This window comes from Bradyrhizobium sp. 2TAF36 (assembly GCF_052114925.1).
Classification (GTDB): Bacteria; Pseudomonadota; Alphaproteobacteria; order Rhizobiales; family Xanthobacteraceae; genus Bradyrhizobium; species Bradyrhizobium barranii.
The window spans coordinates 1-25,531 of the sequence record NZ_JBFRFR010000007.1; the positions used below are offsets into that span (position 1 = coordinate 1).

General features: G+C 64.8%; 27 protein-coding genes and 1 pseudogene. 16 read left to right on the forward strand and 12 right to left on the reverse strand.

What is annotated here, in order from left to right; all coding sequences use genetic code 11:
* Both AB4Z51_RS04955 and AB4Z51_RS04960 read left to right on the forward strand, forming a co-directional pair.
* Positions 1-519 (forward strand): annotated as a pseudogene (locus tag AB4Z51_RS04955) (copper-containing nitrite reductase); the annotation flags it as partial.
* A 53-nt stretch (positions 520-572) separates the two neighbouring features.
* Complete coding sequence (locus AB4Z51_RS04960) at positions 573-1,451, forward strand: SUMF1/EgtB/PvdO family nonheme iron enzyme (RefSeq protein ID WP_441497118.1); 879 nt, start codon at positions 573-575, stop codon at positions 1,449-1,451.
* A 98-nt stretch (positions 1,452-1,549) separates the two neighbouring features.
* Here the strand turns inward: AB4Z51_RS04960 and AB4Z51_RS04965 are convergent, their stop codons facing one another.
* Genes AB4Z51_RS04965 through AB4Z51_RS04975 form a run of 3 tightly spaced genes read right to left on the reverse strand, consistent with a single transcriptional unit; the run spans position 1,550 to position 3,581 of the window.
* The gene (locus AB4Z51_RS04965) at positions 1,550-2,185 is read right to left on the reverse strand and encodes a GNAT family N-acetyltransferase (protein ID WP_441497119.1); all 636 of its coding nucleotides are present in this window, start codon (positions 2,183-2,185) and stop codon (positions 1,550-1,552) included.
* A 22-nt stretch (positions 2,186-2,207) separates the two neighbouring features.
* On the reverse strand, positions 2,208-2,858 hold the full coding sequence (locus AB4Z51_RS04970; protein ID WP_011089829.1) for a 3-oxoacid CoA-transferase subunit B: 651 nt from the start codon (positions 2,856-2,858) through the stop codon (positions 2,208-2,210).
* Positions 2,859-2,873: 15 nt separating this feature from the next.
* The gene (locus AB4Z51_RS04975; RefSeq protein WP_028151658.1) at positions 2,874-3,581 is read right to left on the reverse strand and encodes a CoA transferase subunit A; all 708 of its coding nucleotides are present in this window, start codon (positions 3,579-3,581) and stop codon (positions 2,874-2,876) included.
* Positions 3,582-3,853: 272 nt separating this feature from the next.
* On the opposite strand from AB4Z51_RS04975, the gene AB4Z51_RS04980 reads away from it, so the two are divergent.
* The 5 genes from AB4Z51_RS04980 (at position 3,854) to AB4Z51_RS05000 (ending at position 10,374) form a co-directional block, all read left to right on the forward strand.
* A complete protein-coding gene (locus AB4Z51_RS04980) occupies positions 3,854-5,743 on the forward strand; it encodes an AsmA family protein (protein WP_441497147.1) in 1,890 nt (629 codons plus the stop codon).
* A 208-nt stretch (positions 5,744-5,951) separates the two neighbouring features.
* Positions 5,952-7,337, forward strand: coding sequence for an ABC transporter substrate-binding protein (locus tag AB4Z51_RS04985; RefSeq protein ID WP_071909773.1), 1,386 nt, complete (start codon positions 5,952-5,954; stop codon positions 7,335-7,337).
* A gap of 97 nt (positions 7,338-7,434) precedes the next feature.
* Complete coding sequence (locus AB4Z51_RS04990) at positions 7,435-8,307, forward strand: carbohydrate ABC transporter permease (RefSeq protein WP_028151661.1); 873 nt, start codon at positions 7,435-7,437, stop codon at positions 8,305-8,307.
* Positions 8,304-9,170, forward strand: a complete 867-nt coding sequence (locus tag AB4Z51_RS04995; RefSeq protein WP_028151662.1) for a carbohydrate ABC transporter permease — start codon at positions 8,304-8,306, stop codon at positions 9,168-9,170. Before AB4Z51_RS04990 ends, AB4Z51_RS04995 begins: the two co-directional genes overlap by 4 nt.
* Positions 9,171-9,381: 211 nt before the next feature.
* On the forward strand, positions 9,382-10,374 hold the full coding sequence (locus AB4Z51_RS05000) for a hypothetical protein (protein ID WP_135216406.1): 993 nt from the start codon (positions 9,382-9,384) through the stop codon (positions 10,372-10,374).
* On the opposite strand, the gene AB4Z51_RS05005 is transcribed toward AB4Z51_RS05000, so the two are convergent.
* The 6 genes from AB4Z51_RS05005 to AB4Z51_RS05030 form a co-directional block, all read right to left on the reverse strand.
* Entirely contained in the window at positions 10,375-10,872 is a 498-nt protein-coding gene (locus AB4Z51_RS05005; protein ID WP_135216407.1) for a DUF6622 family protein, read from the reverse strand.
* A 13-nt stretch (positions 10,873-10,885) separates the two neighbouring features.
* The gene (locus AB4Z51_RS05010; RefSeq protein ID WP_135216408.1) at positions 10,886-11,698 is read right to left on the reverse strand and encodes an ABC transporter permease; all 813 of its coding nucleotides are present in this window, start codon (positions 11,696-11,698) and stop codon (positions 10,886-10,888) included.
* Between the two features lie 4 nt (positions 11,699-11,702).
* Positions 11,703-12,617 (reverse strand): ABC transporter permease, encoded by a 915-nt coding sequence (locus AB4Z51_RS05015; RefSeq protein WP_441497120.1) that lies wholly within the window; start codon positions 12,615-12,617, stop codon positions 11,703-11,705.
* Positions 12,614-13,771, reverse strand: coding sequence for an ABC transporter ATP-binding protein (locus tag AB4Z51_RS05020; protein WP_135216410.1), 1,158 nt, complete (start codon positions 13,769-13,771; stop codon positions 12,614-12,616). Before AB4Z51_RS05020 ends, AB4Z51_RS05015 begins: the two co-directional genes overlap by 4 nt.
* Positions 13,772-13,846: 75 nt before the next feature.
* On the reverse strand, positions 13,847-15,307 hold the full coding sequence (locus AB4Z51_RS05025) for a glycerol-3-phosphate dehydrogenase (RefSeq protein WP_441497121.1): 1,461 nt from the start codon (positions 15,305-15,307) through the stop codon (positions 13,847-13,849).
* Positions 15,308-15,443: 136 nt separating this feature from the next.
* Complete coding sequence (locus AB4Z51_RS05030) at positions 15,444-18,122, reverse strand: sensor domain-containing protein (RefSeq protein ID WP_063981130.1); 2,679 nt, start codon at positions 18,120-18,122, stop codon at positions 15,444-15,446.
* A 202-nt stretch (positions 18,123-18,324) separates the two neighbouring features.
* Here AB4Z51_RS05030 and AB4Z51_RS05035 point away from each other — a divergent pair, with 202 nt between their 5' ends.
* On the forward strand, positions 18,325-19,428 hold the full coding sequence (locus AB4Z51_RS05035) for an NAD(P)/FAD-dependent oxidoreductase (protein WP_063981129.1): 1,104 nt from the start codon (positions 18,325-18,327) through the stop codon (positions 19,426-19,428).
* A gap of 141 nt (positions 19,429-19,569) precedes the next feature.
* Here AB4Z51_RS05035 and AB4Z51_RS05040 read toward each other — a convergent pair whose 3' ends face one another.
* The gene (locus tag AB4Z51_RS05040; RefSeq protein ID WP_008131172.1) at positions 19,570-19,752 is read right to left on the reverse strand and encodes a YdcH family protein; all 183 of its coding nucleotides are present in this window, start codon (positions 19,750-19,752) and stop codon (positions 19,570-19,572) included.
* A gap of 329 nt (positions 19,753-20,081) precedes the next feature.
* On the opposite strand from AB4Z51_RS05040, the gene AB4Z51_RS05045 reads away from it, so the two are divergent.
* The 3 genes from AB4Z51_RS05045 (at position 20,082) to AB4Z51_RS05055 (ending at position 20,907) form a co-directional block, all read left to right on the forward strand.
* On the forward strand, positions 20,082-20,288 hold the full coding sequence (locus tag AB4Z51_RS05045) for a YdcH family protein (protein ID WP_063986093.1): 207 nt from the start codon (positions 20,082-20,084) through the stop codon (positions 20,286-20,288).
* 127 nt (positions 20,289-20,415) lie between these two features.
* On the forward strand, positions 20,416-20,634 hold the full coding sequence (locus tag AB4Z51_RS05050) for a hypothetical protein (RefSeq protein WP_014492449.1): 219 nt from the start codon (positions 20,416-20,418) through the stop codon (positions 20,632-20,634).
* A 21-nt stretch (positions 20,635-20,655) separates the two neighbouring features.
* On the forward strand, positions 20,656-20,907 hold the full coding sequence (locus AB4Z51_RS05055; protein ID WP_063981128.1) for a hypothetical protein: 252 nt from the start codon (positions 20,656-20,658) through the stop codon (positions 20,905-20,907).
* A gap of 62 nt (positions 20,908-20,969) precedes the next feature.
* On the opposite strand, the gene AB4Z51_RS05060 is transcribed toward AB4Z51_RS05055, so the two are convergent.
* Positions 20,970-21,596: a GGDEF domain-containing protein gene (locus AB4Z51_RS05060; protein ID WP_244623366.1), complete on the reverse strand. Its 627-nt coding sequence runs from the start codon at positions 21,594-21,596 to the stop codon at positions 20,970-20,972.
* On the opposite strand from AB4Z51_RS05060, the gene AB4Z51_RS05065 reads away from it, so the two are divergent.
* The 3 genes from AB4Z51_RS05065 (at position 21,529) to AB4Z51_RS05075 (ending at position 23,416) form a co-directional block, all read left to right on the forward strand.
* Positions 21,529-21,732: a hypothetical protein gene (locus tag AB4Z51_RS05065; protein WP_244623367.1), complete on the forward strand. Its 204-nt coding sequence runs from the start codon at positions 21,529-21,531 to the stop codon at positions 21,730-21,732. The genes AB4Z51_RS05060 and AB4Z51_RS05065 overlap by 68 nt on opposite strands.
* A 92-nt stretch (positions 21,733-21,824) precedes the next feature.
* A complete protein-coding gene (purE, locus tag AB4Z51_RS05070) occupies positions 21,825-22,313 on the forward strand; it encodes a 5-(carboxyamino)imidazole ribonucleotide mutase (protein WP_071909766.1) in 489 nt (162 codons plus the stop codon).
* Positions 22,310-23,416, forward strand: coding sequence for a 5-(carboxyamino)imidazole ribonucleotide synthase (locus AB4Z51_RS05075; RefSeq protein ID WP_014492444.1), 1,107 nt, complete (start codon positions 22,310-22,312; stop codon positions 23,414-23,416). Before purE ends, AB4Z51_RS05075 begins: the two co-directional genes overlap by 4 nt.
* 36 nt (positions 23,417-23,452) lie before the next feature.
* Here the strand turns inward: AB4Z51_RS05075 and aqpZ are convergent, their stop codons facing one another.
* Positions 23,453-24,175, reverse strand: a complete 723-nt coding sequence (gene aqpZ / locus AB4Z51_RS05080) for an aquaporin Z (protein ID WP_071909765.1) — start codon at positions 24,173-24,175, stop codon at positions 23,453-23,455.
* A 264-nt stretch (positions 24,176-24,439) separates the two neighbouring features.
* On the opposite strand from aqpZ, the gene rpsU reads away from it, so the two are divergent.
* Together rpsU and AB4Z51_RS05090 are read left to right on the forward strand one after the other, a co-directional pair.
* On the forward strand, positions 24,440-24,742 hold the full coding sequence (rpsU, locus tag AB4Z51_RS05085; RefSeq protein ID WP_071909764.1) for a 30S ribosomal protein S21: 303 nt from the start codon (positions 24,440-24,442) through the stop codon (positions 24,740-24,742).
* 128 nt (positions 24,743-24,870) lie between these two features.
* Positions 24,871-25,524: a tetratricopeptide repeat protein gene (locus AB4Z51_RS05090; protein ID WP_441497122.1), complete on the forward strand. Its 654-nt coding sequence runs from the start codon at positions 24,871-24,873 to the stop codon at positions 25,522-25,524.
* The last annotated feature ends 7 nt before the right edge of the window (positions 25,525-25,531 follow it).

Here is a 25,531-nt window from a genome sequence, read left to right on the forward strand (position 1 = left end):
GTCTACTATGTCGGCGAGCAGGACATGTATGTGCCGCGCGACGAGAAGGGCAACTTCAAGTCCTATGATTCGCCGGGCGAAGCCTTCACCGAGACCGAAGAGGTGATGAAGAAGCTGATCCCCTCCCACGTCGTGTTCAACGGCAAGGTCGGCGCGCTCACCGGCAAGAACGCGCTGACGGCCAAGGTCGGCGAGAACGTGCTGATCGTGCATTCGCAGGCCAATCGCGACAGCCGTCCGCATCTGATCGGCGGCCATGGCGATTATGTCTGGGAGACCGGAAAATTCTCCAACGCGCCGGAGACCGGGCTCGAGACCTGGTTCATCCGCGGCGGCTCGGCGGGCGCGGCGCTGTACAAGTTCCTGCAGCCCGGCATCTACGCCTATGTCACGCATAATCTGATCGAGGCCGCCGACCTCGGCGCCACCGCGCACTTCAAGGTCGAAGGCAAGTGGAACGACGATCTGATGACCCAGGTGAAGGCGCCCGCGGAGATACCGGCTCCCAACACCAACTAGACGCGACAGGGGGCCGGTGATCACCGGCCCCCTCTTCCTTTCGGGGGACGACCATGCTGATCGCATTCAAGCTGAAACTGCTGCTCGCCTGTGCCGCCGGACTCGCAGGGCCGATCGCGATGGCGCCGCTGGTCTCGGACATGGCGGTCCATGGCACGGCGACGGAGCCTGCCATCGTCAGGGTCGCGCCGGGTAGTCTCTCCTATCGCGAGGCCGGCGATTTCACCCGCGCGGGGCTGCAGGCCGAAGTGCCGCTGCGCGCGATGCGCTTCAACCGGCCGCTGCACATCATGCGGCACCAGGTCTCGTCATCCGACTATCAGCTTTGCGTGCAGGATGGCGCGTGCCGCGCGCTCGATCGTGGCGTCGCAATCGCGTCCGATCGTCCCGCGGTCCAGGTGAGCTGGCACGATGYGCAGGCCTATGCGGGCTGGCTGTCGCGCAAGACCGGCCACACCTATCGCCTGCCGAGCGACGCGGAATGGGCCTTTGCGGCCGGCTCCCGGTTCAGGGACGACGGCGCGCCTGTGGACGCAGACGATCCTTCAAAGCGCTGGATCAGCCGTTACGAGCGTGAATCCGAGCGCGACCTCTCCGACACGACGGCCTATCCGTTCGGCAAGTTCGGCACCAACGAGCACGGTATCGAAGATCTCGCCGGCAATGTCTGGGAATGGACCTCGACCTGCTTCGTGCGCTCGCGGATCGACGCAGCCGGCAATGCGGGCCGCCCGACCGTGAATTGCGGCGTGCGCGTCGCCGAGGGTGCGCACCGCGCCTACGTCACCGACTTCATCCGCGACGCTCGCGCCGGTGGCTGCGCACAGGGCGTGCCGCCCGCCAATCTCGGCTTCCGCCTGGTGCGCGAGGAGCCGTCATGGGTCGCGAGCGTGTCGGCGCGGTGGGGCAAGGCGTGGGCGGCGAGGTCGTAGGTATCGCCGAGTAACCCGGATGGAGCGCAGCGCAATCCGGGATCGGACCATCCACGAGCACCCCGGATTTCGCTACGCTCCATCCGGGCTACGGCGCATCACATCGTTCGCGCAAACATGCGAAATCCGGGCGCGCCGATGATCGCCTCGAACGCGGGATCGCGCTTCTCTTCGACGAAGACAAATCCTGCCTTGGCGTAGGCGCGTTCGGCCGGCTGATTGCCGATCAGGAACGATATCGTCGCGCGGGCAAATCCGGCCGCTCGTCCCTTATCCAGAGCGTGCGCAAGCAACGCCTGCACGAGGCCGCGACCGCCATAGGCAGGATCGGTCGCGACGTGCTCGATCATCCAGTCGCCCTCGCCGCCCTGAACCCAGCAGGCGCGCGTGTAGGCGCCGCGGCGACGGATGGCTTCCAGCTCCGGCGCGGCAAGCCCGGTCGCGGCACCGACCTCCTCGATGGCACGCCAGGCGGCAGGTCCCGTGCCGGCCGCCGGCAGTGCGCACAACGCGGCAGCAGGCTTGCCATCGATCTCGGCGATCAGGAATTGCGAGACATGCCACATCGACACCGCGTGTGCGGTCGTGATGCGCGTGATGAAATCGCGGCACTGAGCCTGGGGCAAGCCGAGCGCGACGTCGAACCAGCCGCGCGGCCGATAGCCGCGCTGCGACGACTGGATGGTTTGTGCGATGAAATCGGCGTCTTCGGGACGCGCAGACCGTATCGTCATGCGCGCCCCCGTTGCGACGACCTTACGTGTTCTTCAGCGCGACGCGGAATTCGGCTTCGGTCTTGGCCTTGACCTCGTCGAGCGAGACGCCGTCGGCGAGCTCGATCAGCGCCATGCCGCCGTCGCCATGCTTGTCGATGGTGAAGACGGCGAGATCGGTGACGACCATGTCGACCACGCGCTCGCCGGTCAGCGGCAGATTGCACTTCTTCAGCAGCTTCGAGCCGTCTTTGGCCGAATGCTCCATCACGACGACGACGCGCTTGACGCCGGCGACGAGATCCATCGCGCCGCCCATGCCCTTGACCATCTTGCCGGGGATCATCCAGTTGGCGAGATCGCCGTTCTGGGCCACCTGCATGGCGCCGAGGATCGACAGGTCCATGTGGCCGCCGCGGATCATGCCGAAGGAATCCGCGCTCGAGAAATACGAGGTCGAGGGCAGCTCGCTCACGGTCTGCTTGCCGGCATTGATGAGGTCGGCATCCACCTCGTCCTCATAGGGGAACGGGCCCATGCCGAGCATGCCGTTCTCGCTCTGAAGGCTGACATCGACGCCGTCGGGGATGAAGTTCGAGACCAGCGTCGGAATGCCGATGCCGAGATTGACGTAGTAGCCGTCGCGCAGTTCCTTGGCGGCGCGCGCAGCCATCTGTTCACGGGTCCAGGCCATCTTAGTCTCCTGATCTCAAGCTGCCGTGCGCGGGCGGGTGTTACGGAATTCGATGCGCTTCTTGGCCGTACCGACCTCGACGATGCGCTTCACGAAGATGCCGGGCGTGTGGATGTGGTCGGGATTGAGTTCACCGGCCGGAACCAGATGCTCGACCTCGGCCACCGTGATCTTGGCGGCAGTCGCCATCATCGGATTAAAGTTGCGCGCGGTCTTGCGGTAGATGAGGTTGCCGGCGGTGTCGCCCTTCCAGGCGTGCACGATGGCGAGGTCAGCGAACAGGCCGCGCTCCATCAGGTACTTCTCGCCATCGAACTCCTTCACTTCCTTGCCTTCGGCGATCAGCGTGCCGACGCCGGTCTTGGTGTAGAAGGCCGGGATACCGGCGCCGCCGGCGCGGATGCGCTCGGCCAGCGTGCCCTGCGGGTTGAATTCGAGTTCCAGCTCGCCGGCCAGGAATTGCTGGGCGAACAGCTTGTTCTCGCCGACATAGGACGAGATCATCTTCTTGATCTGGCGGGTTTCGAGCAGGCGGCTGAGGCCGATGCCGTCGACGCCGGCATTGTTCGAGACGACCGTCAGGCCCTTGACCCCGGACTCGCGGATCGCGTCCGACAGCTCCTCGGCGATGCCGCAGAGGCCGAAGCCGCCCGACATGATCATCATATTGTCTTTCAGAACGCCTTCGAGAGCCGACTTGGCGTCGGGATAGACCTTGTTCATGCAAATAACCTTCGGGTGAACCTTCGGCTGGCAGGCGTCGCGCCTCATTGGCGGCGATTATTAGGCGAAATCCTCCAAAGCCGTCAATGATACGGGGTTCTCCGTTCCGCCCTCCGGTGATAGAAGCTGCCCACGCCGTGGGCAGACCTGTCCGCGGCCTTGAAAGCGACAAGAAAACCCATCAAGTTGCGGGGGTTGGGCGTGGGCACGCAGGTTTCCCGGTCCGCTCTTCTGGCTCCAGCGACCAACCCGATCAGGACATGCCATTGACCATGGCCCAAGGAATGAAGCGCCTCGGGACGCCGATCGCGGCGCTGCTCGGCCTCGTGCTGATCGCCCTGATCGCGACCTCCTGGCTCATCAACCGCGACGCGCTGCGCAAGGCGGTGGAAACGCAGATCCGCGACGTCACCGGGCTCGAGCTCAGCGTGGCAGGCAGCATCGACATTTCGCTGCTGCCGGCGAGCTACATTTCCTTCCATGACGTCGGTCTGAAGGGCGGCGGCACCAGCGATCCCGCGCTCCATGTCGACGTGCTCACCGCCAACCTTCGGCTGCTGCCGCTGCTGCTGCAGCGGTTCGAGATCGCCGACCTGACCCTGCTGCGGCCGCGCATCCATGTCAGCCTGAAGCAGGATGGCGAAAGCAACTGGACGCCCTTCATCCAGACCATTGCGCGCACCATGAAGCCGGGCGCCGAGAACCAGGTGTCGTTCTCCGAGATCAGGATCCAGGACGGTGTGCTCAATTACGAGGACGCCACCACCCACGCCGCCGAGAAGTTCGAGGACATCGACCTGTCGCTGGCCTGGCCCTCGATCTCGCGGTCCTTCGCCGCCACCGGACAATTCGACTGGCGCGGCGAGCGCGTCGACGGCTCGATCAGCTTCGCCGATTTCGTCGCCGCCCTCTCCGGCGACCGCTCCGGGCTGAAGGCGAGGATCGCCAGCGCCCCGCTCAAGCTTGCCTTCGACGGCAGCGTCGCCAACCGCACCAGCCCGATGATGGAAGGCACGCTCACCATCGACAGCCCGTCCTTGCGCAACGCGCTGCGCTGGACCGGTCAGCCGCAGCCCGGCAGCGGCGGCTTCGGCCGCTTCGCGCTGAAGGCGCGCGCCAATGTCGTCGGCGCCTCGATCGCGCTCACCAACGTCAATGTCGAGCTCGACGGCAACACTGCCGAGGGCGTGATGACCTACGCCAATAACGGCCGGCAGACGCTGCAAGCGACGCTTGCCGCCGACGCGCTCGACTTCACACCTTATATCTCGACCTTCCGCCTGCTCGCCAGCGGCGCCCGCGACTGGAACAGGCAGCTGTTCGATCTCAACGGGCTTTCGACCACCGACCTCGACATGCGCCTGTCGGCAGCCAGGCTGACAGTCGGGTCGTCGAAGCTCGGCCGCACCGCGATCGGCGCCAACTTGCGCAACGGCACGCTGGCGCTCTCGGTCGGCGAAGCTCAGGTCTATGGCGGCATCGCCAAGGGCTCGTTCGGGATCGCGCGCTCCGACACCGTCGCCGACGTCAAGGCGCAATTCCAGTTCACCGATGTCGATCTTCAGGCCTGCGCCTCCGAATTGTTCGGCCTCAACAAGCTGTCCGGCCGCGGCAACATCAACGTCTCGCTGCTGGCCTCCGGCTCCAGCCCGTTCGGCCTCGTGCAGTCGCTCGACGGCACTGCCACCGTGACCGGGCACGACGGTGCGATCTCGGGCTTCAACGCCGAGCAGCTCCTGAAGCGGCTGGAGCGGCGGCCGCTGTCGGGTGGCGGCAATTTCCGCAACGGCTCGACCCCTTATGACACCCTCACCGTCGCGGTGAAGTTCTCCGATGGGATCGCCACTGCCGAGGACATCCGCATCGAGGGGCCGGCTGCGAAGATCACGCTGACGGGCACTGCCTCGGTGCCGACGCGCGAATACGACATGAAGGGCGTGGCGAGCCTCAACACGACGTCCGGCTTTCAATTGCCCTTCATGGTGCAGGGTCCCTGGGACGATCCGCTGATCTTCCCCGACCCCGAAAGCCTGATCCGCCAGTCACCTGCGGCGTCCCCCTTCCTGGACCTCCTGAAGCGGCGCATCACCGGCGAGAAGCACCCTGCGCCGCCAGATTCGCCGACGGCCGAGAACGCCAAGGAAAACGCGAAGTCCAACTGAGGACGGCGATCGTCCGGCGCTGCCGGACCATCGCGAATTGATCCGGCCGAATTGATGCGGCGATTGGATCGATGCGCGGATTAAGCATCTCCGCTGGCCCGACACCCCACGACCTATGTCTGACAAGATGCCGCTAGATCGGCTGACGGCCATGCGCTAGTGTTTTATACGACCGGTTAAAAACACCGGCCGTTTGAGGGAGAAAAACGTGAGATCCAAGGTTATTGGCGCAGTTTCATTGGCGGTCGCTGCGGTTGGGCTTTTTGCGGCCACTGCACCCGCCTTTGCGCAGCAGAAAACGATCACGGTCTGGTGGGGCAAGGGCTTCTATCGGTCCGAAGACGACGCACTGATCGAGACGATCAAGAAGTTCGAAGCCAAGACCGGCATCAAGGTCGAATTGTCGCAGTACGCGATCCAGGACATGATTCCGAAGACGGTCGCCGCGCTCGATGCCGGCACTGTGCCCGATGTCGCCTATTCCGATTCCTACGACGTGCAGGCGCAGGGCAAGTGGGCCTATGAGGGCAAGCTCGAGGACCTCACGGACGTCATGGAGCCGATCAAGGGCCGGTTCGTGCAGAACACGCTGGACGCGTCGATCCTCTATAACGACGTCACCAAGAAGAAGGCCTATTACGGCTTCCCGCTGAAGCAGCAGAGCATGCATGTCGAGATCTGGAACGACATGCTGGAGAAGGCCGGCTTCAAGCTCGCCGACATCCCGACCGACTGGGCGGGCTACTGGACGTTCTGGTGCGACAAGGTGCAGCCGGGTATCCGTAAAGCCACCGGCCAGCGCATCTACGGCGTCGGCCAGCCGATGGGCGTGGAATCCACCGACGCCTTCCAGTCGTTCTACACCTTCATGGACGCCTACCACGTCAAGCTGGTCGACGACGACGGCAAGCTCCTGGTCGACGATCCCAAGGTGCGCGAGAATCTGATCAGCGCGCTGAAGGATTACACCGACACCTATATCAAGGGCTGCACGCCGCCCTCCTCCACAACCTGGAAGGACCCCGACAACAACGTCGCCTTCCACAACAAGACCATCGTGATGACCCACAACTTCACGATCTCGATCGCGGCGAAGTGGTTCGAGGACTCGCAGAACCAGGCTCTCACGCAGGAGCAGCGCGACGCCGGCAAGAAGGCCTATGAGCAGGACATCGTCACGGCGTCCTTCCCGAAGGCGCCCGACGGTTCGACCATCCGCTACCGCTCCGACGTCAAGACCGGGCTGGTGTTCACTGCGGCCAAGAACAAGGCCGAGGCCAAGCAGTTCATCAGCTTCCTGCTCCAGGAAGAGAATGTTCGCCCCTATATCGAGGGCGCGCTCGGCCGCTGGTTCCCGGTGACCAAGGAAAGCCAGGCCAGCCCGTTCTGGCAGGCCGACAAGCATCGCAAGGCGGTCTACGCCCAGTTCACCGGCGGCACCGCCGCGTTCGACTTCACCAAGAACTGGAAGTTCACGATCCTCAACAACGAGAACGTCTGGGCCAAGGCGATGAACCGGGTCGTCAGCGAAAAGGTCCCGGTCGACAAGGCCGTCGACGAGCTGATCGTCCGCATCAAGCAGGTTGCAGGCTAAATCTTCTTTCTTCCTCTCCCCGCTGGCGCGGGGAGAGGCGAAACGCTAATACCGGCCGCCTCGTGCGGCCGGAAGTCCTTTCAAAGAGTCCTGAAGAATGGCGATTACGCTCTCTGGCGATCAGTCGATGCCCGCTCCGCCCTTGTCGTCGCGGCTGACCCCGGCGCAGGTCTGGGGCATCGTGCTGCTCGCGCCCTATCTGCTCGTCTTCCTCGCCTTCGTCGTCTATCCCGTCTGCTACGGGCTGTGGCTGGCGCGGGCCCCGTCGAATTATGTCGCGCTGTTTCACGATCCGATCTTCGCGCGCGCCGCGGTCAACACGCTGATCTTCCTGGTCATCGGCATCAACATCAAGATGCTGATCGCGTTGTTCCTGTCCGGCTTCTTCGCGCAGCAGCGCACCTGGATCAAATGGCTCTCGGTGATCTTCATCCTGCCCTGGGCGGTGCCGTCGATCCCGACCATCCTGTCGGTGCGCTTCATGTTCAATCCCGAATGGGGCGTGGTAAACCACCTCATCTTCTCCCTCACCGGCGATGACGGCCCGAACTGGCTGAACGACCCCGCCGTGGCGCTGAGCATGGCCATCGGCGTGCACATCTGGAAATCACTGCCGTTCTGGACGCTGATCCTGATCACCGGACGCCTTGCGATCGCGCACGATCTGTTCGAGGCCGCCGAGGTCGATGGCGCGAGCTGGTGGCAGAAATTCCGCTACATCACCTGGCCGTCGATGCAGACGCTCTACATCACCTGCACGCTGCTCTCGATGATCTGGACGCTCGGCGATTTCAACAGCGTCTATCTGCTCACCGGCGGTGGCCCGGCTGACCTCACGCACGTGCTGGCGACGCTCGGTATCCGCTATCTCCGGCTCGACCAGCTCTCGCTCGCGATGGCCTCCATCGTCTGCGCGATGCCGTTCGTCCTGCCGCTCGTGTACTTTATGATGAAACGGTTGTCGCGATGAAGCTTCCCGGCGTAAGCGAATTTTCCTGGCGCGACGTCGCGATCGAAGCGCGGCTGCTGCTGATCGGTATTCCCGTCTTCCTGTGGACGATGATTCCGATCTACCACATGTTCCTGTTCGCGATCTCCCCGAAGGAGGACGCGTTCTCGGGCAAGCTGTGGCCGGATCACCCGACGCTGCACAACTTCGAGATCGTGTTCAAGCAGCAGCACTACTTCCTGCGCGACTTCTACATCCAGTTCTGGAACTCGACGGTGATCGCAGTCTCCGTCGGCGTGCTGACGCTGTTCATCGCCACCGCGGCGGCGTTCGCGATCTCGCGATTGAAGGTGCCGGGCGGCCGCACCGTGTTGAACCTCGCGCTCTTCACCTATTTCATCCCCGCGGCGTTCCTCGCCGTGCCGATGTACCGCACCATGGGCAATTACGGCCTGCTCAACAATCACTGGTCGCTGATCCTGGCCATGGTGACGATCGCCAGCCCCTACGCGATCTGGGTGCTCAAGCAGGCCTCCGACAAGCTGCCGGTCGAGCTGGACGAGGCCGCGGTGATGGACGGCGCCACGACGCTCCAGATCTTCCGCCTGGTCTACCTGCCGCTGATGATGCCCTCGCTGGTCGCGATCGGCACCTATGCGGTGCTGCTCGCCTGGAACGAATATCTCTACGCGTTCCTGCTTCTGTCCAATGACCGCGAGATCACCCTCCCCGTCGCGCTCGGCAACTTCCTCGCTGCCGACGATTCGCCCTGGGAGCTGTTGATGACCACCGGCTTCATTTACGCGCTGCCGCCGGCCGCGGTCTATTACGCCTTCCGCCGCTACATGGTGGGCGGGCTCACGGCAGGCGCGGTGAAGTCCTGACAATCGAGAGCCTCGTTCCGATGGAATCGGAACGGGGCTCTCGATTCTTGTTTTGACGCGTTTTCTTTACGCGAACCGGTATCCACTTCGCTCGAAATCGCTCCCGGACGCACCGCGTTGCCGCAAGCAGGGCGTTCGAGCGACGACGTGGACAATTGCGGGTTGTCCACGCCTGCTCTAACCTCGCAGCCCTGTCACGGGGCACGTCACCATGCGCGGCAACGACGCGATCCATCTCGGCCTGATGCTGCTGGCGTTCGCGGCGTCCTATCTGGTGCCGTTCGAACTGCTGCTGCTGGCCTATGTCGTGCTCGGCCCGGCGCACTACTTCACCGAGATCTCGTGGCTGCACGATCGCAGCTATTATCTGCCCCACCGCGGGATCGCGGCGGTCCTCGCGATCATCGCCGTGATCGCGGCGCTGATCGACAACGCCTCGTGGTTCGGCCTTGCGATGTGGGGCGCGCTGGTCGTCTGCGCCATGCTGGCAGCCACCACCTCCGCGATCGAGAGCATGCTGCTGTTCATGGTGGCGATCGCCCTGTCCGCGATCATGTATTCGAGCGGATCGTCGCTTGCGGTCATCGGCATCCTGATTCCGACCCTGATCCACGTCTCGCTGTTCACGCTGATCTTCATGGTGCTCGGCGCGCACCGGTCGGGCAGCCGCGTGCAGGCTGCCCTGGTGGTCGTCTATCTGCTTGCGGTCGCCACGATCCTGTTGCTGCCGCCAACGGCCGAAATCCGGATCTCGAGCTTTGCCCGGGTCGGGCAGGACTATTTCGGCAATGTCGGTCCGGCGCTGGGCCGGCTGTTCGGAGTCCCCGGCCTCGTCCTCGACACCCGGCTGACGAGCCTGCTCGCTTTCGTCTACACCTACCACTACCTCAACTGGTTCATCAAAGCCGACGTCATCCGCTGGACTGAGGTGCCCAAGGCGCGGCTGGCGGCGATGGCAGCCGCAAGCGCCGCCTCCACCGCGCTGTACTTCTACGACTACGCGTTCGGCTTCACCTTCCTGCTGGCGCTGAGCCTGATCCACATCCTGCTCGAGTTTCCGCTCGACAGCCTTGCGCTGCGGCAGCTCGGTGCCGCGATGCAGGGCGCGGTGCGCGCGCGATACGCGGGGCCCATCGCGGCCTCCGCGACGCGGTCGCGTTCTACGGGCACCAAGGCCGCGAAACGCGCAACCCGGTCACGCTGATCATCTCTCCGCGCTCTTGCGTCGATACGCGACCAGCAGGGCGATCGTCGAGCCGATGAAGTAGCCGGCGGTCGCGCCCGAGATGGCACGGCCGCCGACGATCGCCAGCGCGCGGTCGCCCGCATCGATCGCCGAGATCACGCCGACCGCATATTGCGAGGCGAAGACAATCAGGTTGCGGACCAGACCAAATGGACTGCCCGGACGGATGATCTGCCCGGTCGGGTGATCGACGTCGAACGGGCGCGGCGTCAGCACGCCAAGCGGCAGCAGCGCGAGCGCGGCCGCGATCCATGCGACCAGCGGCCAAACGCTGTCTTGGTGGCCGAAGCCGAGCCGCGAAATCCCCCAGACGATGAACACGACCGGCACGATCAGCGCGCGCCAGATCGGCGTCGTGCGCGGCTGCATCGCCTGAACGCCCTGCCACACCAGATAGGCGAGCAGCATCCAGACCCAGACCGGCGTGTGGATCAGGATCTGGTAGGCGAAAGTCATGATTGCTCCTCGCCTACAGCGGCGCCGCGCTCTCGCCCTGCGAGCTCGAGAGTTTCGAGGCAAGCGAGGCGATGACGATGACCACCGCGATCAGGGCGATCACCAGCGTGCAGATCGCGTTGATCTCGGGCTTCACGCCAAGCCGCACCTCCGAATAGATCCGGATCGGCAGCGTCGCCGAGCCGGGGCCGGTGGTGAAACTCGCGATCACGAGATCGTCGAGCGACAGCGTGAAGGCCAGCATCCAGCCCGCCACGATCGCGGGCGCGATCAGCGGCAGCGTCACGGCGACGAAGCCGCGAACCGGGTTGCAGCCGAGATCCATCGCCGCCTCCTCCAGCGAACGGTCGAGCGAGCCGAGGCGGGACTGCACGACCACCGCGACGAAGCACATCGTCAGCGTGGTGTGGGCGATCGTCACCGTCCAGAAGCCGCGCTCGGCGTTGAGCGCGACGAACAGCAGCAGTAGCGACAATCCGGTGATCACCTCCGGCATCACCAGCGGCGCGTAGAGCATGCCCGAGAACAGCGTGCGACCGCGAAACCGCTCGCCGCGCGACAGCGCAACGGCTGCGAGCGTGCCGAGCAGCGTGGCGATGGTCGCTGAGGAGACCGCGACCCGCAGGCTCATCCAGGCCGCCTCGATCATGGCGCGGTCGTTGAAGAACTCGTGGTACCAGCGCAGCGACCAGCCGCCCCACACCGTCACCAGCCGCGAGGCATTGAAGGAGTAGATGACGAGGATGAGGATCGGCAGATAGAGGAATGCCAGGCCCAATGCGAGCGAGGCGATGTTGAAGCGGGACAGGCGGGAGACCTTGCGCATCGCTTCAGCGCCCCTGTTCCAGCTGCCGCTTCTGCAGCCGCTCGTACAGCAGCAGCGGCACCAGCAGCACCACCAGCAGCACGATCGCCGCAGCGGAGGCCACCGGCCAGTCCTTGTTGGTGAAGAATTCGAGCCAGAGGGTCTGGCCGATCATCAGCGAATTGGAGCCGGCCAGAAGGTCCGGGATCACGAACTCGCCCACGATGGGGATGAAGCACAGCAGCACGCCCGCGCCGACGCCGGGCAGCGACAGCGGAAAGGTGACGAGCCAGAACACCTGCCAGGGCGGCGCGCCGAGATCAGAGGCCGCCTCCTCCAGCACCGGCTCCATTTTCGCGAGCGTGGCGTAGAGCGGCAGGATCATGAACGGCAGATAGGAATAGACGATGCCGATATACATCGCGGTGTCGGTCGAGAGCCACACCACCGGCTGGCTGACCAGATGCAGCGCGAGCAGGATCTGGTTCAGCAGGCCGTCATGCTGGAGGATGTTGATCCAGGCGTAAATGCGGATCAGGAACGAGGTCCAGAACGGCACTATCACCAGCACCATCGCCACCGCCTGCCAGCGCTTCGGCAACCGCGCCATGCCATGGGCGATGGGATAGCCGATCACGAGCAATAGCGCAGTCGCGGTGACGGCGACGGTGAGGCTGCGCACATAGGCGAACACGTAGATGTCGTCTGAGGCGAGCAGCTTGAAATTGTCGATCGACAGCGCGGCGAACGCTGCCTTGAGCGCCTCCCATCCCGCCATCAGGTCGAACACCGGCTCGTAGGGCGGCTGCGCGATCGCCGTCTGCGACAGGCTGATCTTGAGCACGAAGCCGAACGGCACCAGGAAGAACAGCACCATCCAGACATAGGGCGCGATCGCGGCAAAGCGCGCCGGCCTTGCGAAGATGCGGCGCGAGCTCATGATTGCAGCACCACACAGTCGTCGGGCGTGAACCAGGCGACGACACGCTGGTTCAGGCTGTAGGCGTCGACGTCGAGGCGCGCGCTGTTGGGGACCGACGCCTGCACGATTCCGCCTGCATCGAGCTTCACCTTGTAGGTGGTGGTGCCGCCGAGATAACAGATGTCGGCGACCACGCCGTCCAGGCTGTTGATCGCCGTCTCACGACCGGCCTCGCTCACCGGGCCACGGCGCGACAGCTTGACCTTCTCGGGGCGGATCGCGACCGACAGTTTTCCCGCGCCGACGCCTTCGCGCGGCTCGGCCACCACCAGCGCACCCGCATCGCGCGTGCCGATGATCAGACGATGGCCGTCGCGCAATTTGGACTCGCCGTCGAACAGATTGATGTCGCCGACGAACTCCGCGATCCATCGCGAGCGCGGCGCCTCGTAAAGCTCGCGGGGRCTCGCGACCTGGGCGAGCTTCCCGGCCCTCATCACGCCGATCCGGCTCGCCATCGTCATCGCCTCTTCCTGGTCGTGAGTGACGATGATGAAGGTCATGCCGAGCCGGCGCTGCAGCTCCATCAGCTCGCCCTGCGTGCTCTCGCGCAGCTTCTTGTCAAGCGCCGCGAGCGGCTCGTCGAGCAGCAGAAGCTGCGGCCGGCGCGCCAATGCACGCGCCAGCGCCACGCGCTGACGCTGACCGCCGGAGAGCTGGTCGGGCCTGCGCTTCTCCAGCCCCTCGAGCTTCACCAGCGCAATCATTTCCGCCACGCGCGTGGCGATGTCGGCACGCGCCATGCCGGCCCGCTTCAGGCCGAAGGCGATGTTGTCGCGCACGGAGAGATGCGGAAACAGCGCGTAGTTCTGGAACATCATGTTGATCGGCCGCTCATGCGGCAGCGCCTGCGCGATGTCCCGGCCGCCGAGCAGGATGCGCCCCTCGTCCGGCGCCTCGAACCCGGCGAGCATGCGCAGCAGCGTGGTCTTGCCGCAGCCGCTGGGTCCGAGCAGCGCGAAGAACTCGCCGGCCTTGATGTCGAGCGACACGCCGTCCACGGCCCGGAACGTCCCGAACGTCTTGGTGACGCCCTCAATGCGCAGCAGCGGCTGCCCCGCCGCGGGAAGCGCATCCGCGCCGGCGTCTATCTTGGGCAATTCGTCCGTCATGGTCCCTGCCAACCCCGATTCCRCCGCACGCTAGCGGCCGATCGTCCCCAGCTCAACCGGTTCGGGGCGCGTCGTTCACATCACATTCGCCGTGAACACGGCCAGCGCGTCGCGGTCCGCGGCCGGCATCGTCAGGCCGAGCTTGGAACGCCGCCACAGAATATCCTCGGGAAAACGCGCCCATTCGCGGGTCATCAGATAGCGCACTTCGGCGCCGGTCAGCTCGGGGCCGAAGGCGGGGCCGATCTCGTCGCGGGTCTTCGCTTCGCCCAGCACGGCCGGCAAGCGCGAGCCATAGGCCGCGACCAGACGCTGGGCCTGCGGCTCCGACAGAAAGCGCCAGCGGTCGCGGGCGAGGTCCACTTCAGTGTCGAAACGATCCCAGGCAAAGTCTCCGCCGGGCAACGCGGCGCGAGCCGTCCAGGGCGGCGACATCGGATAGAACGGCGTCAGCCTCGTCACCGCCCGCTCGGCGCGCAGGCGCGAGGTGGTGACGTCGCCGCCGAACATCGTGATCAGCGGCGCCTTGCGCCGGCGCGCGTGGAACAGCGTCGTCCCGTCGCGCCGCCGCACGGACGCCAGCGTCAGGTTGACACCGGAGACCGCGCGCACCACGTCGGTGGGCGCGACGCGCTCGCGGAAATAGCGGCTGGCGGCCTCGCAGAGATAGCTGACGTCAGCCCCAGGCATCGCCACGATCGCGGGATCACCGGTGAAATCACGAGTGACCGTGCCGATCAGCGTGAAATCGCGCTCGAAGGGGCTCGCGAAGATCAGCCGCCCATCCCTGTTCTGGAAGACGTAGACGTTATCGGACTCGAACAGCCGCGGCACGATGATCTGGCTCATCTGCATGGCCGCCATGGCAGGCTGCGGCTGGCGCAGCACGGTCTCTGCGACGATCGACGTCCAGCCGCCGGTGGCATTGGCCAGCGCCCGGGTCGTGACCACGCGGCGATGGCCACGATCGACCACCGCGAGGCGCCATGTGTCGGTTCGATCGGCGCGGACACAGCGCGCCCCGGTCCGGATCGCAGCGCCGCGTTCGGCGGCGTCCAGCGCCGTCAGCACCACCAGGCGGGAATYATCGACGACGCAGTCCGAATATTCGAAAGCCGTTCCGAACGGGCGCTTCAGCGCGTTGCCGACCGGATGATGCGTGATGTCGAGGGTCGTCGCGGCAGGCAGGCCGCTCCGACCGGTGAGGCCGTCATAGAGGTATAAGCCGGCGCGCAGCAGCCAGGGTGGACGCTCCTCGGAATGGGCCGGGATCACGAAGCGCATCGGCCGGACCAGATGCGGCGCGATGGCAAGCCACGTCCGGCGCTCGGCCAACGCCCGGCGCACCCGCCGAAAACCGCGGCGTTCCAGCACCGACAGATCGCCATGGATCAGCCGTGGCGTCGCGGATGACGCCGCGCCGCCGAGATCGCCCTGCTCCAGCAGAATGACCCGCAGGCCGCGGCCGGCCGCATCGCGGGCGAGGCTGACACCGTTCAGGCCACCGCCGATGATCGCAAGGTCGTAATCCGCCATGAAGCCGTCGAATGGGAGCTAGCGCCCGCCATCACTAGAGCCATTTCCATTCCGATGAAATCGGAACGAGGCTTTGGATTCTTGTTTTGACGCGTTTTCTTTGCGCGAACCGGTATCCGCTTGGCTCGATAACGCTCTAGCCGGTCTTCAGCGCAAGCTCCATGGTCTCGGCGCGGCCGACGAGGCCGGCATATTTGCCGATCGGCAGCGGCTTGCCGAGCAGGTAGCCCTGCACGCCGTCGCAGCCCTCCTTGGCAAGAAAGACGAGCTGATCGAGGGTCTCGACGCCCTCGGCGATGATCGACATTTCGAGGCCGTGGCCGAGATCGATCACGGCGCGGACGATAGCCGCCGATTGCGGGTTGCGGCCGAGATTCATGATGAAGGCGCGGTCGATCTTGATCTTGTCGAACGGGAACGCCTGGAGATAGCTCAGCGAAGAGTAACCGCTGCCGAAATCATCCATGGAGATGCGCACGCCGAGTGCCTTCAGCCGGCGCAGCAGGGCGAGGCCGCGGTCGAAATCCTCGATCAGCACCCCCTCGGTGATTTCCAGCTCGAGCCGGCCGGGTGCCAGGCCCGTCTCGATCAGGATTGAATGGACCAGCCCGACCACGTCGCCGTGCATGAACTGCGCCGGCGACAAATTGACCGCGACCTGGAGCGGCTTCGGCCAGGACGCCGCCTCGCGGCAGGCCTCGCGCAGGATCCACTCGCCCATCTCGACGATCAGGCCGCTCTCCTCCGCGATCGGGATGAACTCGGCCGGCGAGACCTGGCCGCGCACCGGATGCTGCCAGCGCGCCAGCGCTTCGAAGCCGATAATCTCGCTCTCGGCGACGCTGTGGCGCGCGATGCCCTGCGGCTGGAACGCGAGCGACAATTCGCCGTTCTTGATCGCTTTCGACAGGTCCTGGTGCAGCACGCGGCGGTCGCGGATCTGCTGGTCCATCTCCGGCTGGTAAAGGCCGATCGTGCCGCGCGACTTCTGCTTGGCGCGGAACAGCGCCGCGCCGGCATTGGCCAGCAGCGATGCGCCGTCGGCACCATTATGCGGGAAGATCGACATGCCGGTGGTGACGCCGGCGCGGACCGCCCGGCCGTCGATCTGAAATTCCTGGGCAACGGCCTCGCCGAGCTGCTGCGCCAGCGCAAGGCCCGCCTCCGGCTGCTTGCCGTCGATGATGAGGCCGAACTCGTCGCCGGACAGGCGCGCCACCACGCCGCCGCGCGCGGAATCCTGAAGCCGCTGGGCCACCTCGATCAAGAGCTTGTCGCCGAGCGCATGACCGAAGACGTCGTTGACCTCCTTGAGGCCGTCGAGGTCGAGGCAGAGCACGGCGAACTCCTCGCTGGTGCCTTCGCAGGCCTCGATCATCTGGGTCAGCGCCTGAAGGAAGGCGGCGCGGTTCGGCAAATCGGTCAGGCCGTCGTGATAGGCCATGTGCGCCATGCGCGACTCGGTCTGCCGGCGGTCGGTGACGTCTTCGTGGGTCTTGATCAGATATTGCGGCTCGCCGGCATCGCTGAGCACGGTCGCCCGCCGGGTCAGGAACAGCCGCAGGCCGTCCTTGGTGGAGATCGGGTGCTCCTCGGTAATCATCCCGCGCTTCTTGATCGCGGCCTCGTCGCGCGCGATGATCAGCTTGGCTTCCTTGGGATTGAAGATGTCGGAGGCGGTCAGGCCCGTGGCCTCTTCGCGCCGGCGGTTGAGGATCGTCTCCGCGCTGCGATTGGCGAGCAGGTAGCGGCCGTCCTTGACCTGCTCCACGATCAGCGCCACCGGAATGTTGTCGACCACAAGCTCCAGGAACTTCTTCGTGCTCTCCAGCTCCTGCGACAGCGAGCGACGGTCGGTGATATCCTCGAACACGAGCATCAGGAATTCGGGCTTGTTGCTCTCGTCGCGGACCACGATCCGGATCGAGGCAACCATGCGCCGTTCACCGGCGCGGTCGACCTCGAATTCATTGCGGAACTGGCCGTCCGGCGAATTCAGTGCCGCCTTGTCGGCCGCCTCGATGCTGGCCGTCGAGATGGGCGCGAACAGCTCCCGCGCATTCTTGCCGACGGCGTGGTCGCGCGAGAACCCCCAGAACCGTTCATAGGCGCTGTTGGCGAAGATGTAGCGACCGTCCTCGATGTTCTTCGCGGCGACGCAGGCCGGCACGTGGTCCAGCACGGTTTCCAGGAATTGCTTGGTGGAGGCGAGCTGCCGTGACAGCTTGCGCTGATCGCTGACGTCCAGATGCGTCGCGACCGAGCCGCCGTTCGGCAACACGAAATATTTCACCAGGATGGCGCGGCCATCAGGCAGTTCGGTGATCAGGCCGTTGGGGCTCGCCGCCTTCTCGTAGAACTCATCGTCGGAGACACCGCCGAGGACGTCGCGCTTGCGCCTGAGTTCGAGGATGTCGTAGCCGGTCATCCCGGTCCACAGATCCGAGCGCGCCAGGCCGTAGATCTCGAGATAGCGGTCGTTGCAGAACATGATGCGTCGTTGCGCATCCGTCATCACCACGCCCTGGTTGAGATTGTTCATGGCGGAGGAGACGAAGGCGTTGCGCCGCAGCTGCAAGCGCTTGGTGCGGCGCAGCGAGGAATGGATCCACAGCGCGATGGCGGCCAGGAACGCACAGACGACGATGCCGCCGATCAGCGCTTCCCAGACCAAATTGGGATCGAGCTTGCCTGGCGGCGCGAAGCTGTCCGAGAGCGCAAAGGCGCGCGCAGGCGCGACCGCGCTGCCCAGGCACACGACGGCCTGCACAGCAATCGGAAGCGTGCTGCCCACGTGCCAGTTCTTCTCAGCCATCAGCCACCCGCGCTTTCAACGTCGGATTGTCTGGCTTCACGGGTTTGGATCGGGTAAACGCCTGTACGCGCAACAGAAAAATGTGACGCCAAATACGGCAATTGCCCTGACATGATAAATGCTTCCTTAATGGAAAACGGCCCGGTGCCGTGGTTCTCAGGCCTGATGCCACCGTTGCTTTCAATGGATACACTGCACAACCATGGATAGGGTCGACTGCGTCGTCATCGGAGCCGGCGTGGTCGGGCTCGCGGTGGCTCGAAAGCTTGCCCAGGCCGGGCGCGAGGTGATCGTGCTCGAGGAAGCCGAGGCCATCGGCACCATCACCTCCTCGCGCAACAGCGAGGTGATCCATGCCGGGATCTATTACCGCGCCGGCAGCTGGATGGCGCGCATGTGCGTCAGCGGCAAGCATGAGCTGTACCGCTACTGCGGCGAGCGCGGCATCCCGCACAAGAACTGCGGCAAGCTGATCGTCGCGACCAGCGCCAAGGAGACCGAGAAGCTGCAATCGATCAAGGCGCATGCCGAGGCCAATGGCGTGCTCGACATGCAGCTGCTCACGGGCGAAGCCGCACGCGCGCTGGAGCCGGCGCTCGCCTGCGATGCCGCGCTGCTCTCGCCATCGACCGGCATCATCGACAGCCACGCCTACATGCTCTCGCTGCGCGGCGAGGCCGAGGCGGCCGGCGCGGCCTTTGCGTTTCACACCCCGCTGATCCGCGCCAAGGCAGCCGGCGATGTGATCGAGATCGAGGCCGGCGGCGAAGCGCCGATGACGCTGCAATGCGGCCTGCTCGTCAACGCCGCCGGGCTCTCGGCGACAACGGTCGCACGCCACATCGACGGCATGCCGATCGACCGGATTCCGCCGGCCTATCTCGCCAAGGGAAACTATTTCAGCTGCAACGCCAGGGCACCGTTCTCGCACCTGATCTATCCGGTGCCCGAGCCAGGCGGGCTCGGCGTGCATCTGACGCTGGACATGGCCGGGCAGGCACGCTTCGGCCCCGACGTCGAGTGGATCGAGACGATCAATTACGAGGTCGATCCATCACGCGCCGAGCGCTTCTATCCGGCGATCCGGAGATACTGGCCGACGCTGCCCGACGGCGCGCTGATGCCGAGCTATTCAGGCATTCGCCCGAAGATCGTGCCGCCGGCGGTGGCCACGCAGGATTTTCTGATGCAGGGCCCGCGCGATCACGGCGTCGAAGGCCTGATCAACCTGTTCGGCATCGAATCGCCGGGACTGACGTCATCGCTCGCGATCGCGGATCACGTCGCCGAGCTCGCAGGCATCTAGGGGATTTTCCATCGGAGCGGAAAGGCTCCAAGCGCCGCGCAAATAACTTTGCACGCTGCGCACCTTCATGCAGGGATGAGCGCAATAGCTCTCACCCCTGCATGAAAGGGTAAGTTCAACTCTACACTGTTACAGGGGTTACTAGTGGAGCGTGTCGCCGGTGTGCTTCAAACGCTCGATCTGGTCCTTGACCATCAACTTCCGTCGCTTCAACTCAACAATTTGCAGGTCGTCTGTTGAAAGGTGCACGAGAGCTTCGTGCAATTCGTTTTCAAGCGTTTTGTGCTTCCGTTCCAATTCAACCAGATGTGCCTGAATTGTCATTCGAAACCTCCTCGGTAGGGGGAAACCTTGGATTCGATCCGGACAAACAAGTGTACATCACCGATTCGTTCTGTCGATATGTATCCGTCGTCGCAGCGTCATTTTTGAAAATTCATATGTAACGAATCGTGAGTAAGGAACCACGCTGGAAAAATCCATGATATCAATGTGCTTGCGCAACGCCGCAACGAATCGTCGAAATATCTTGCGAGAGTTCGGTGAGCGGCGGCCCGAGATCGCTTGCGATCACGGCGCGCAAGGACGATAATTTCCACAGGGCATCCACAGCCTTGAATCTCACGCCCATCGGGTTTTCGGCCACCGCGAACATGACCAATGAAGACGAGCGTGAGCTCGAAGCCGAGCTCACCCGGTTGCAGCAAGAACACCGAGATCTCGACGCCGCGATCGATGCGATGCATCAATCGCCTGCCCCCGACCTGTTGCGGTTACAACGGTTGAAGAAGCGCAAGCTGTTGTTGCGCGACCGTATCGCGTTCATCGAAGACCAGATCACGCCGGACATCATCGCCTGAACCGCGAGGCCCTTTTCGTGGCAGCTCGCCGCATCCGAATCCGCTTGACTCGAAAAGAACAAAATAGGAACATTTGGGCATCCCACCGCCCCAAGAAACGCCCAGGAAACCTCCGAGGACAACGCAGATGTCGGCAACCGCCCTTCTCGACAACAGCCATTATGAACAGGCCTGCGACCAGGCGATCGCGATGTGCGACGGCAATCTGCGCAGCACCATCAAGGCGCTGATCATGGCCAACGAATATCTGGAAGCAGAGCTGGAAGAATTACAGGCGGCGATTTCAGCCGGCTGCATTCCCGAGACCGCACGCAGCAAGGTGCGGAGCAACAGCAGCGCCGCCTGAGTTCAACATCGGAGCAACGCCATGTCGGATGTGACCTACTACGTTGCAATGCCCTTCCTGATCGATGCCGACGGATCGCCTGTCGCGGGCGCCGCGGAGGAATGCCAGAGCTCGGCGGCCGCGTTGCGGCGCGCCGAGATCCTGGCGCACGGTGCCGGCCATATCGGCGCGGTTGCGTTCAGCCGCAGCGGCGATCCCATGACCGGCGAATTCGGCGACGCCACGCTGCTGCGCAAATTCGGCAACGTGCCGGAAGATCTGGCCACGCTGTAAGGGTTGTTGCTTGAGCATGATCTCCGCGCAACGCGGTCCGCGCTTGTCGCGAAGATCGTGCCCTAGTTGCTGACCAGCCTGATCAGCGGCTCGTGCCGCCGGTGCGCCTTGCGCACATACATGGCGGCATCAGCCTCCTCCAGCGCGCGGCCTGCATCGGACTGTGCCCCCAGCAGCGCGACACCTGCGGAGGCGCCCGCGGTCACGCGCTGACCGCGAAAGGCAAACGACAATTCGTCGATCGCCTGCTCGAAAGTCGCGGCCTTCGCCTTGGCGTCGGTCTCGCTGAGATTCCAGAGCAGCAGCGCGAACTCGTCGCCGCCAAGCCGGCCGACCACGTCCGAGGCGCGGACCTGCCGCGTCAGGGTGGCCGCAATCGCCTTGAGCACCTCGTCTCCGGCGGCGTGGCCGAAGGAATCATTGATCGGCTTCAGGCGATCGACGTCGAGGACGATCAGCGCGCCGCTGGCGCGGTAGCGCTTCATGTAGGCGATGGCGCGCGCGAGCTCGCGCTCGAAGCCGCGCCGGTTCGGAATCTCGAGCAGGAAATCGGTGTCGGCCGCAGCTTCCAGTTCCGCGACCCGCCGCGCCGCCTCCTTGAGCTTGCTCCGCAAGCCGCGGATGGTCGCCCTGGTGTCGGCGGCGGCCGGCGCTCCGCGCCGCGCCGGCTTGGCCGAGCGCTTCGCCAGCCGCCTGGGGGCGGCTTTGGAGCGGCTGGCGCTGGCTTTCCGGCCCTTTTTGGCCTTCGCAGCGCTTGCCCTTTTTGATTTCTTCATGGGCATCCTGCTCAATGAAGGCTTGCGGGGATTCACCAAGACAGGATAGTGCATTCCCTTCTCCTTGCCACCGCCTTGCGAGYCACCGGCCGGAACCGTTAATCTGGCCTATCTTTCTGTTTTCCGAGCACAATTGACGTCATGACCGCGCCGATCGCCATCATCATGGGAAGCCAGTCGGACTGGGAGACGATGCGGCATGCCGCCGACACGCTCGCAGCGCTCGGCGTTGCCGCCGATACCCGCATCGTTTCGGCACACCGCACCCCCGACCGGCTGTTTGCATTCGCCAAGGGTGCCAAGGCGGCAGGCTACAAGGTCATCATCGCCGGCGCGGGTGGCGCTGCGCATCTGCCCGGCATGGCGGCGGCGCTGACGGAACTGCCCGTGTTCGGCGTTCCCGTCGAATCCAGGACGCTCAAGGGCATCGATTCGCTCTATTCGATCGTGCAGATGCCCGCGGGCATCCCGGTCGGCACCCTCGCCATCGGCAAGGCCGGCGCGATCAACGCGGCGCTGCTTGCAGCTTCAGTGCTCGCATTGTCCGACCCGGCCCTGTCCGACCGCCTCGCCGCCTGGCGCAAGGCACAGACCGAGGCGGTTGCGGAGCGCCCGGAGGACAAGGCGTGACTGACGCAAAGCAGGTGAAGCTGAAGCCCGGCGACACCATCGGAATCCTCGGCGGCGGACAATTGGGGCGGATGCTCGCCATGGCTGCGGCGCGGCTCGGCCTGCGTTGCCAGGTATTCTCGCCCGATCCGGACTCGCCCGCCTTCGACGTCGTGCTGAACGCGACCTGCGCCGAATATGCCGACGTCGAAGCGCTCGAGCTGTTCGCCAACGACGTCGACGTCATCACCTACGAATTCGAGAACGTGCCGTCTGCCGCCGCGATGGTGCTGGACGCGCGCCGCCCGGTGCTTCCCAACCGCAAGATCCTCGAGACCACCCAGGACCGGCTCGCCGAGAAGGATTTCGTGACGCGGCTCGGCATCGGCACCGCAGCCTATGCCGACGTCACCTCGGTCTCCTCGCTGCGCGAGGCGATCGCCCGGATCGGCCTTCCGGCCGTGCTGAAGACCCGCCGCTTCGGCTATGACGGCAAGGGCCAGGCCATCATCCGCGAGGGCGACGACATCGCCAAGGTGTGGACCAGCCTCGCCACCAAATCGGCGATCCTGGAAGCCTTCATCCCGTACGAGCGCGAGATCTCCGTGATTGCGGCGCGCTCGGCGACCGGCCAGGTCGAGTGCTTCGACGTCACCGAGAACGAGCACCGCGACCACATTCTGAAGATATCCCGCGCGCCCGCACAGATTCCGGATGCGCTCGCGGAAGAAGCGCGCAGCATCGCCGGCAAGATCGCCGGCGCGCTCGATTATGTCGGCGTGCTTGCGGTCGAGATGTTCGTGCTCGCCAACGGAACCGGGCCGAAGGTGCTGGTCAACGAGATCGCCCCGCGCGTGCACAATTCCGGACACTGGACGCTCGACGGCGCCTCGGTCTCGCAGTTCGAGCAGCACATCCGCGCCATTGCCGGCTGGCCGCTCGGCAAGGCCGTGCGCCACGGCGAAATCGTCACCATGACCAATCTGATCGGCGACGAGATCAACGATTACGAGAAGTGGCTGAGCGTGCCGGGCGCGACCGTGCACATCTACGGCAAGGGCGCACCGCGCCCCGGCCGCAAGATGGGCCACGTCACCGAAGTCAGGCCGACGAAGGGCAAGTAGCGGGACCGCGGCGCATGCCGCAATCCCGCCTCTCGATCAGGCCGTCTTCACGCCCGCGACGACGCCAGAGGGCTCCTCGCTGAGCCAGCGATAGAGCACCCCGCCCAGCGCGCCGCCGATCAGCGGCGCGACCCAGAACAGCCAGAGCTGCGCCAGTGCCCAGCCGCCGACGAACAGTGCGGGCCCCGTGCTGCGCGCCGGGTTCACCGACGTATTGGTGACGGGGATGCTGACGAGATGGATCATCACCAGCGCGAGCCCGATCGCGAGCGGGGCGAAGCCTGCGGGCGCGCGGCCATGGGTGGCGCCCATGATGACGAACAGGAACATCATGGTCATCACCACCTCGGTGACGAAGCAGGCGATCAGGCTGTACTGGCCGGGCGAATGCGCGTCGTATCCGTTCGACGCAAAACCCTTGCTGACGTCGAATCCGGGAGCACCGCTGGCGATTATGTAAAGCAGCTGGGCGGCAACGATCGCGCCGCAGACCTGTGCGATCACGTAAGGCAGGATCTGTCCCGCCGGGAAGCGTCCTCCGGCGGCAAGCCCGACGGTGACGGCCGGGTTGAGGTGGCAGCCCGAGATGTGCCCGATCGCATAGGCCATGGTGACGACGCTTAAGCCGAACGCAAGGGACACGCCGACCAGGCCGATTCCGACCTGCGGAAAGCCGGCGGCGATCACCGCGCTGCCGCAGCCTGCGAATGTGAGCCAGAATGTGCCGATCGCCTCGGCAGCGTATTTCTTCATATCCATGTGACGTCTCCCCTAATTCCAGGAATTTCCGGAGCAAAGCTCCGGGAACTGCCCCACCCTTGGCGCCGAATCACCCAAATCGGGGCCGCACGGAGGTATTTTCGCCTTATTTAATGGCTGAACTTGGCCCGAAAACCTGCTTGGCAGGTGGACATCGCGGGTTTTGTCTGATACATCCGCGCCCTCAAGGTTAAGGGCTTGTGCGTTTCGCCATCCCCTTTGACTTACCAGAATTCAAATCCGATCCACTGAAGAGGATGCCGCGTGCAGGTTCTCGTTCGCGATAACAATGTCGATCAAGCCCTCAAGGCGCTGAAGAAGAAGATGCAGCGCGAGGGAATTTTCCGCGAGATGAAGCTCCGCGGTCATTACGAGAAGCCCTCCGAGAAGAAGGCCCGTGAAAAGGCCGAGGCCGTGCGCCGCGCGCGCAAGCTGGCTCGCAAGAAGCTGCAGCGCGAAGGCCTGCTGCCGATGAAGCCGAAGCCGGTGTTCGGCGCCGGTCCCGGCGGTGATCGTGGCGGCCGCAGCGGCCCGGGTGCAGGTGCAGGTCCGCGCGGACCGCGCTGATTCCGCCTGACTTGCAAGACTTCAGTTTTCGATGACGCGGGCCCTTGGCCCGCGTTATTGTTTTGTGAGCGGTGCCTTCTCTGGGACGGGGGCACTACCGATGCGGCACCAGCGCGAGCGAACCGTAGATGGCCTCCCCTTTCCCCGAACGCCGCTTGGCGCGGCTACGCCAGATCTGGCGACAGCCGTTCGCGCTCGGCTTGATGGGGATCGTGCTGTGCGGCTGCTCCTTCGACCTCGGCTCCATGATGCCCGAGAAGGAGAAGCCGCAGGAGGCGCCCAAGGCGGCTGCGACGGCCGCCGACAGCGCGGTCGTCGCCGGCAATGTCAGCGAGGCCCAGGCTCACACCGCAAAAGGCCAGACCCTGGCAAAGGCGGGGGAGACGGCTGGCGCGCTGGACGAGTTCAACCGGGCCGTCGCACTCGATCCCTACAACGCACAGGCACTTTATGGTCGCGCCCTGATCTATCAGGGCAACAACGAGCATAATTTCGCCATCGCCGATTTCAGCGCCGCCAACGGGCTCAATCCGCAAAAGGTCGAGCCGTTGCTCGGCCGCGCCATCAGCTATCTCGCCATCGGCAAGGTCAAGGAAGCGGCGGCCGATCTCGATGAGGCCTCCGAGGTCGATCCGCACAACGCGCAGGTGTGGACCGCGCGGGGACAGGCCTATGAGCGGCTGGGTGACAAGGCCAAGGCGGCCACGTCCTACAACAAGGCGGTCGTGCTACGTCCACGCGACGATACCGCCCGCAGCGGCCTCGCCCGCGTCGGCGGCTGACAGCGCG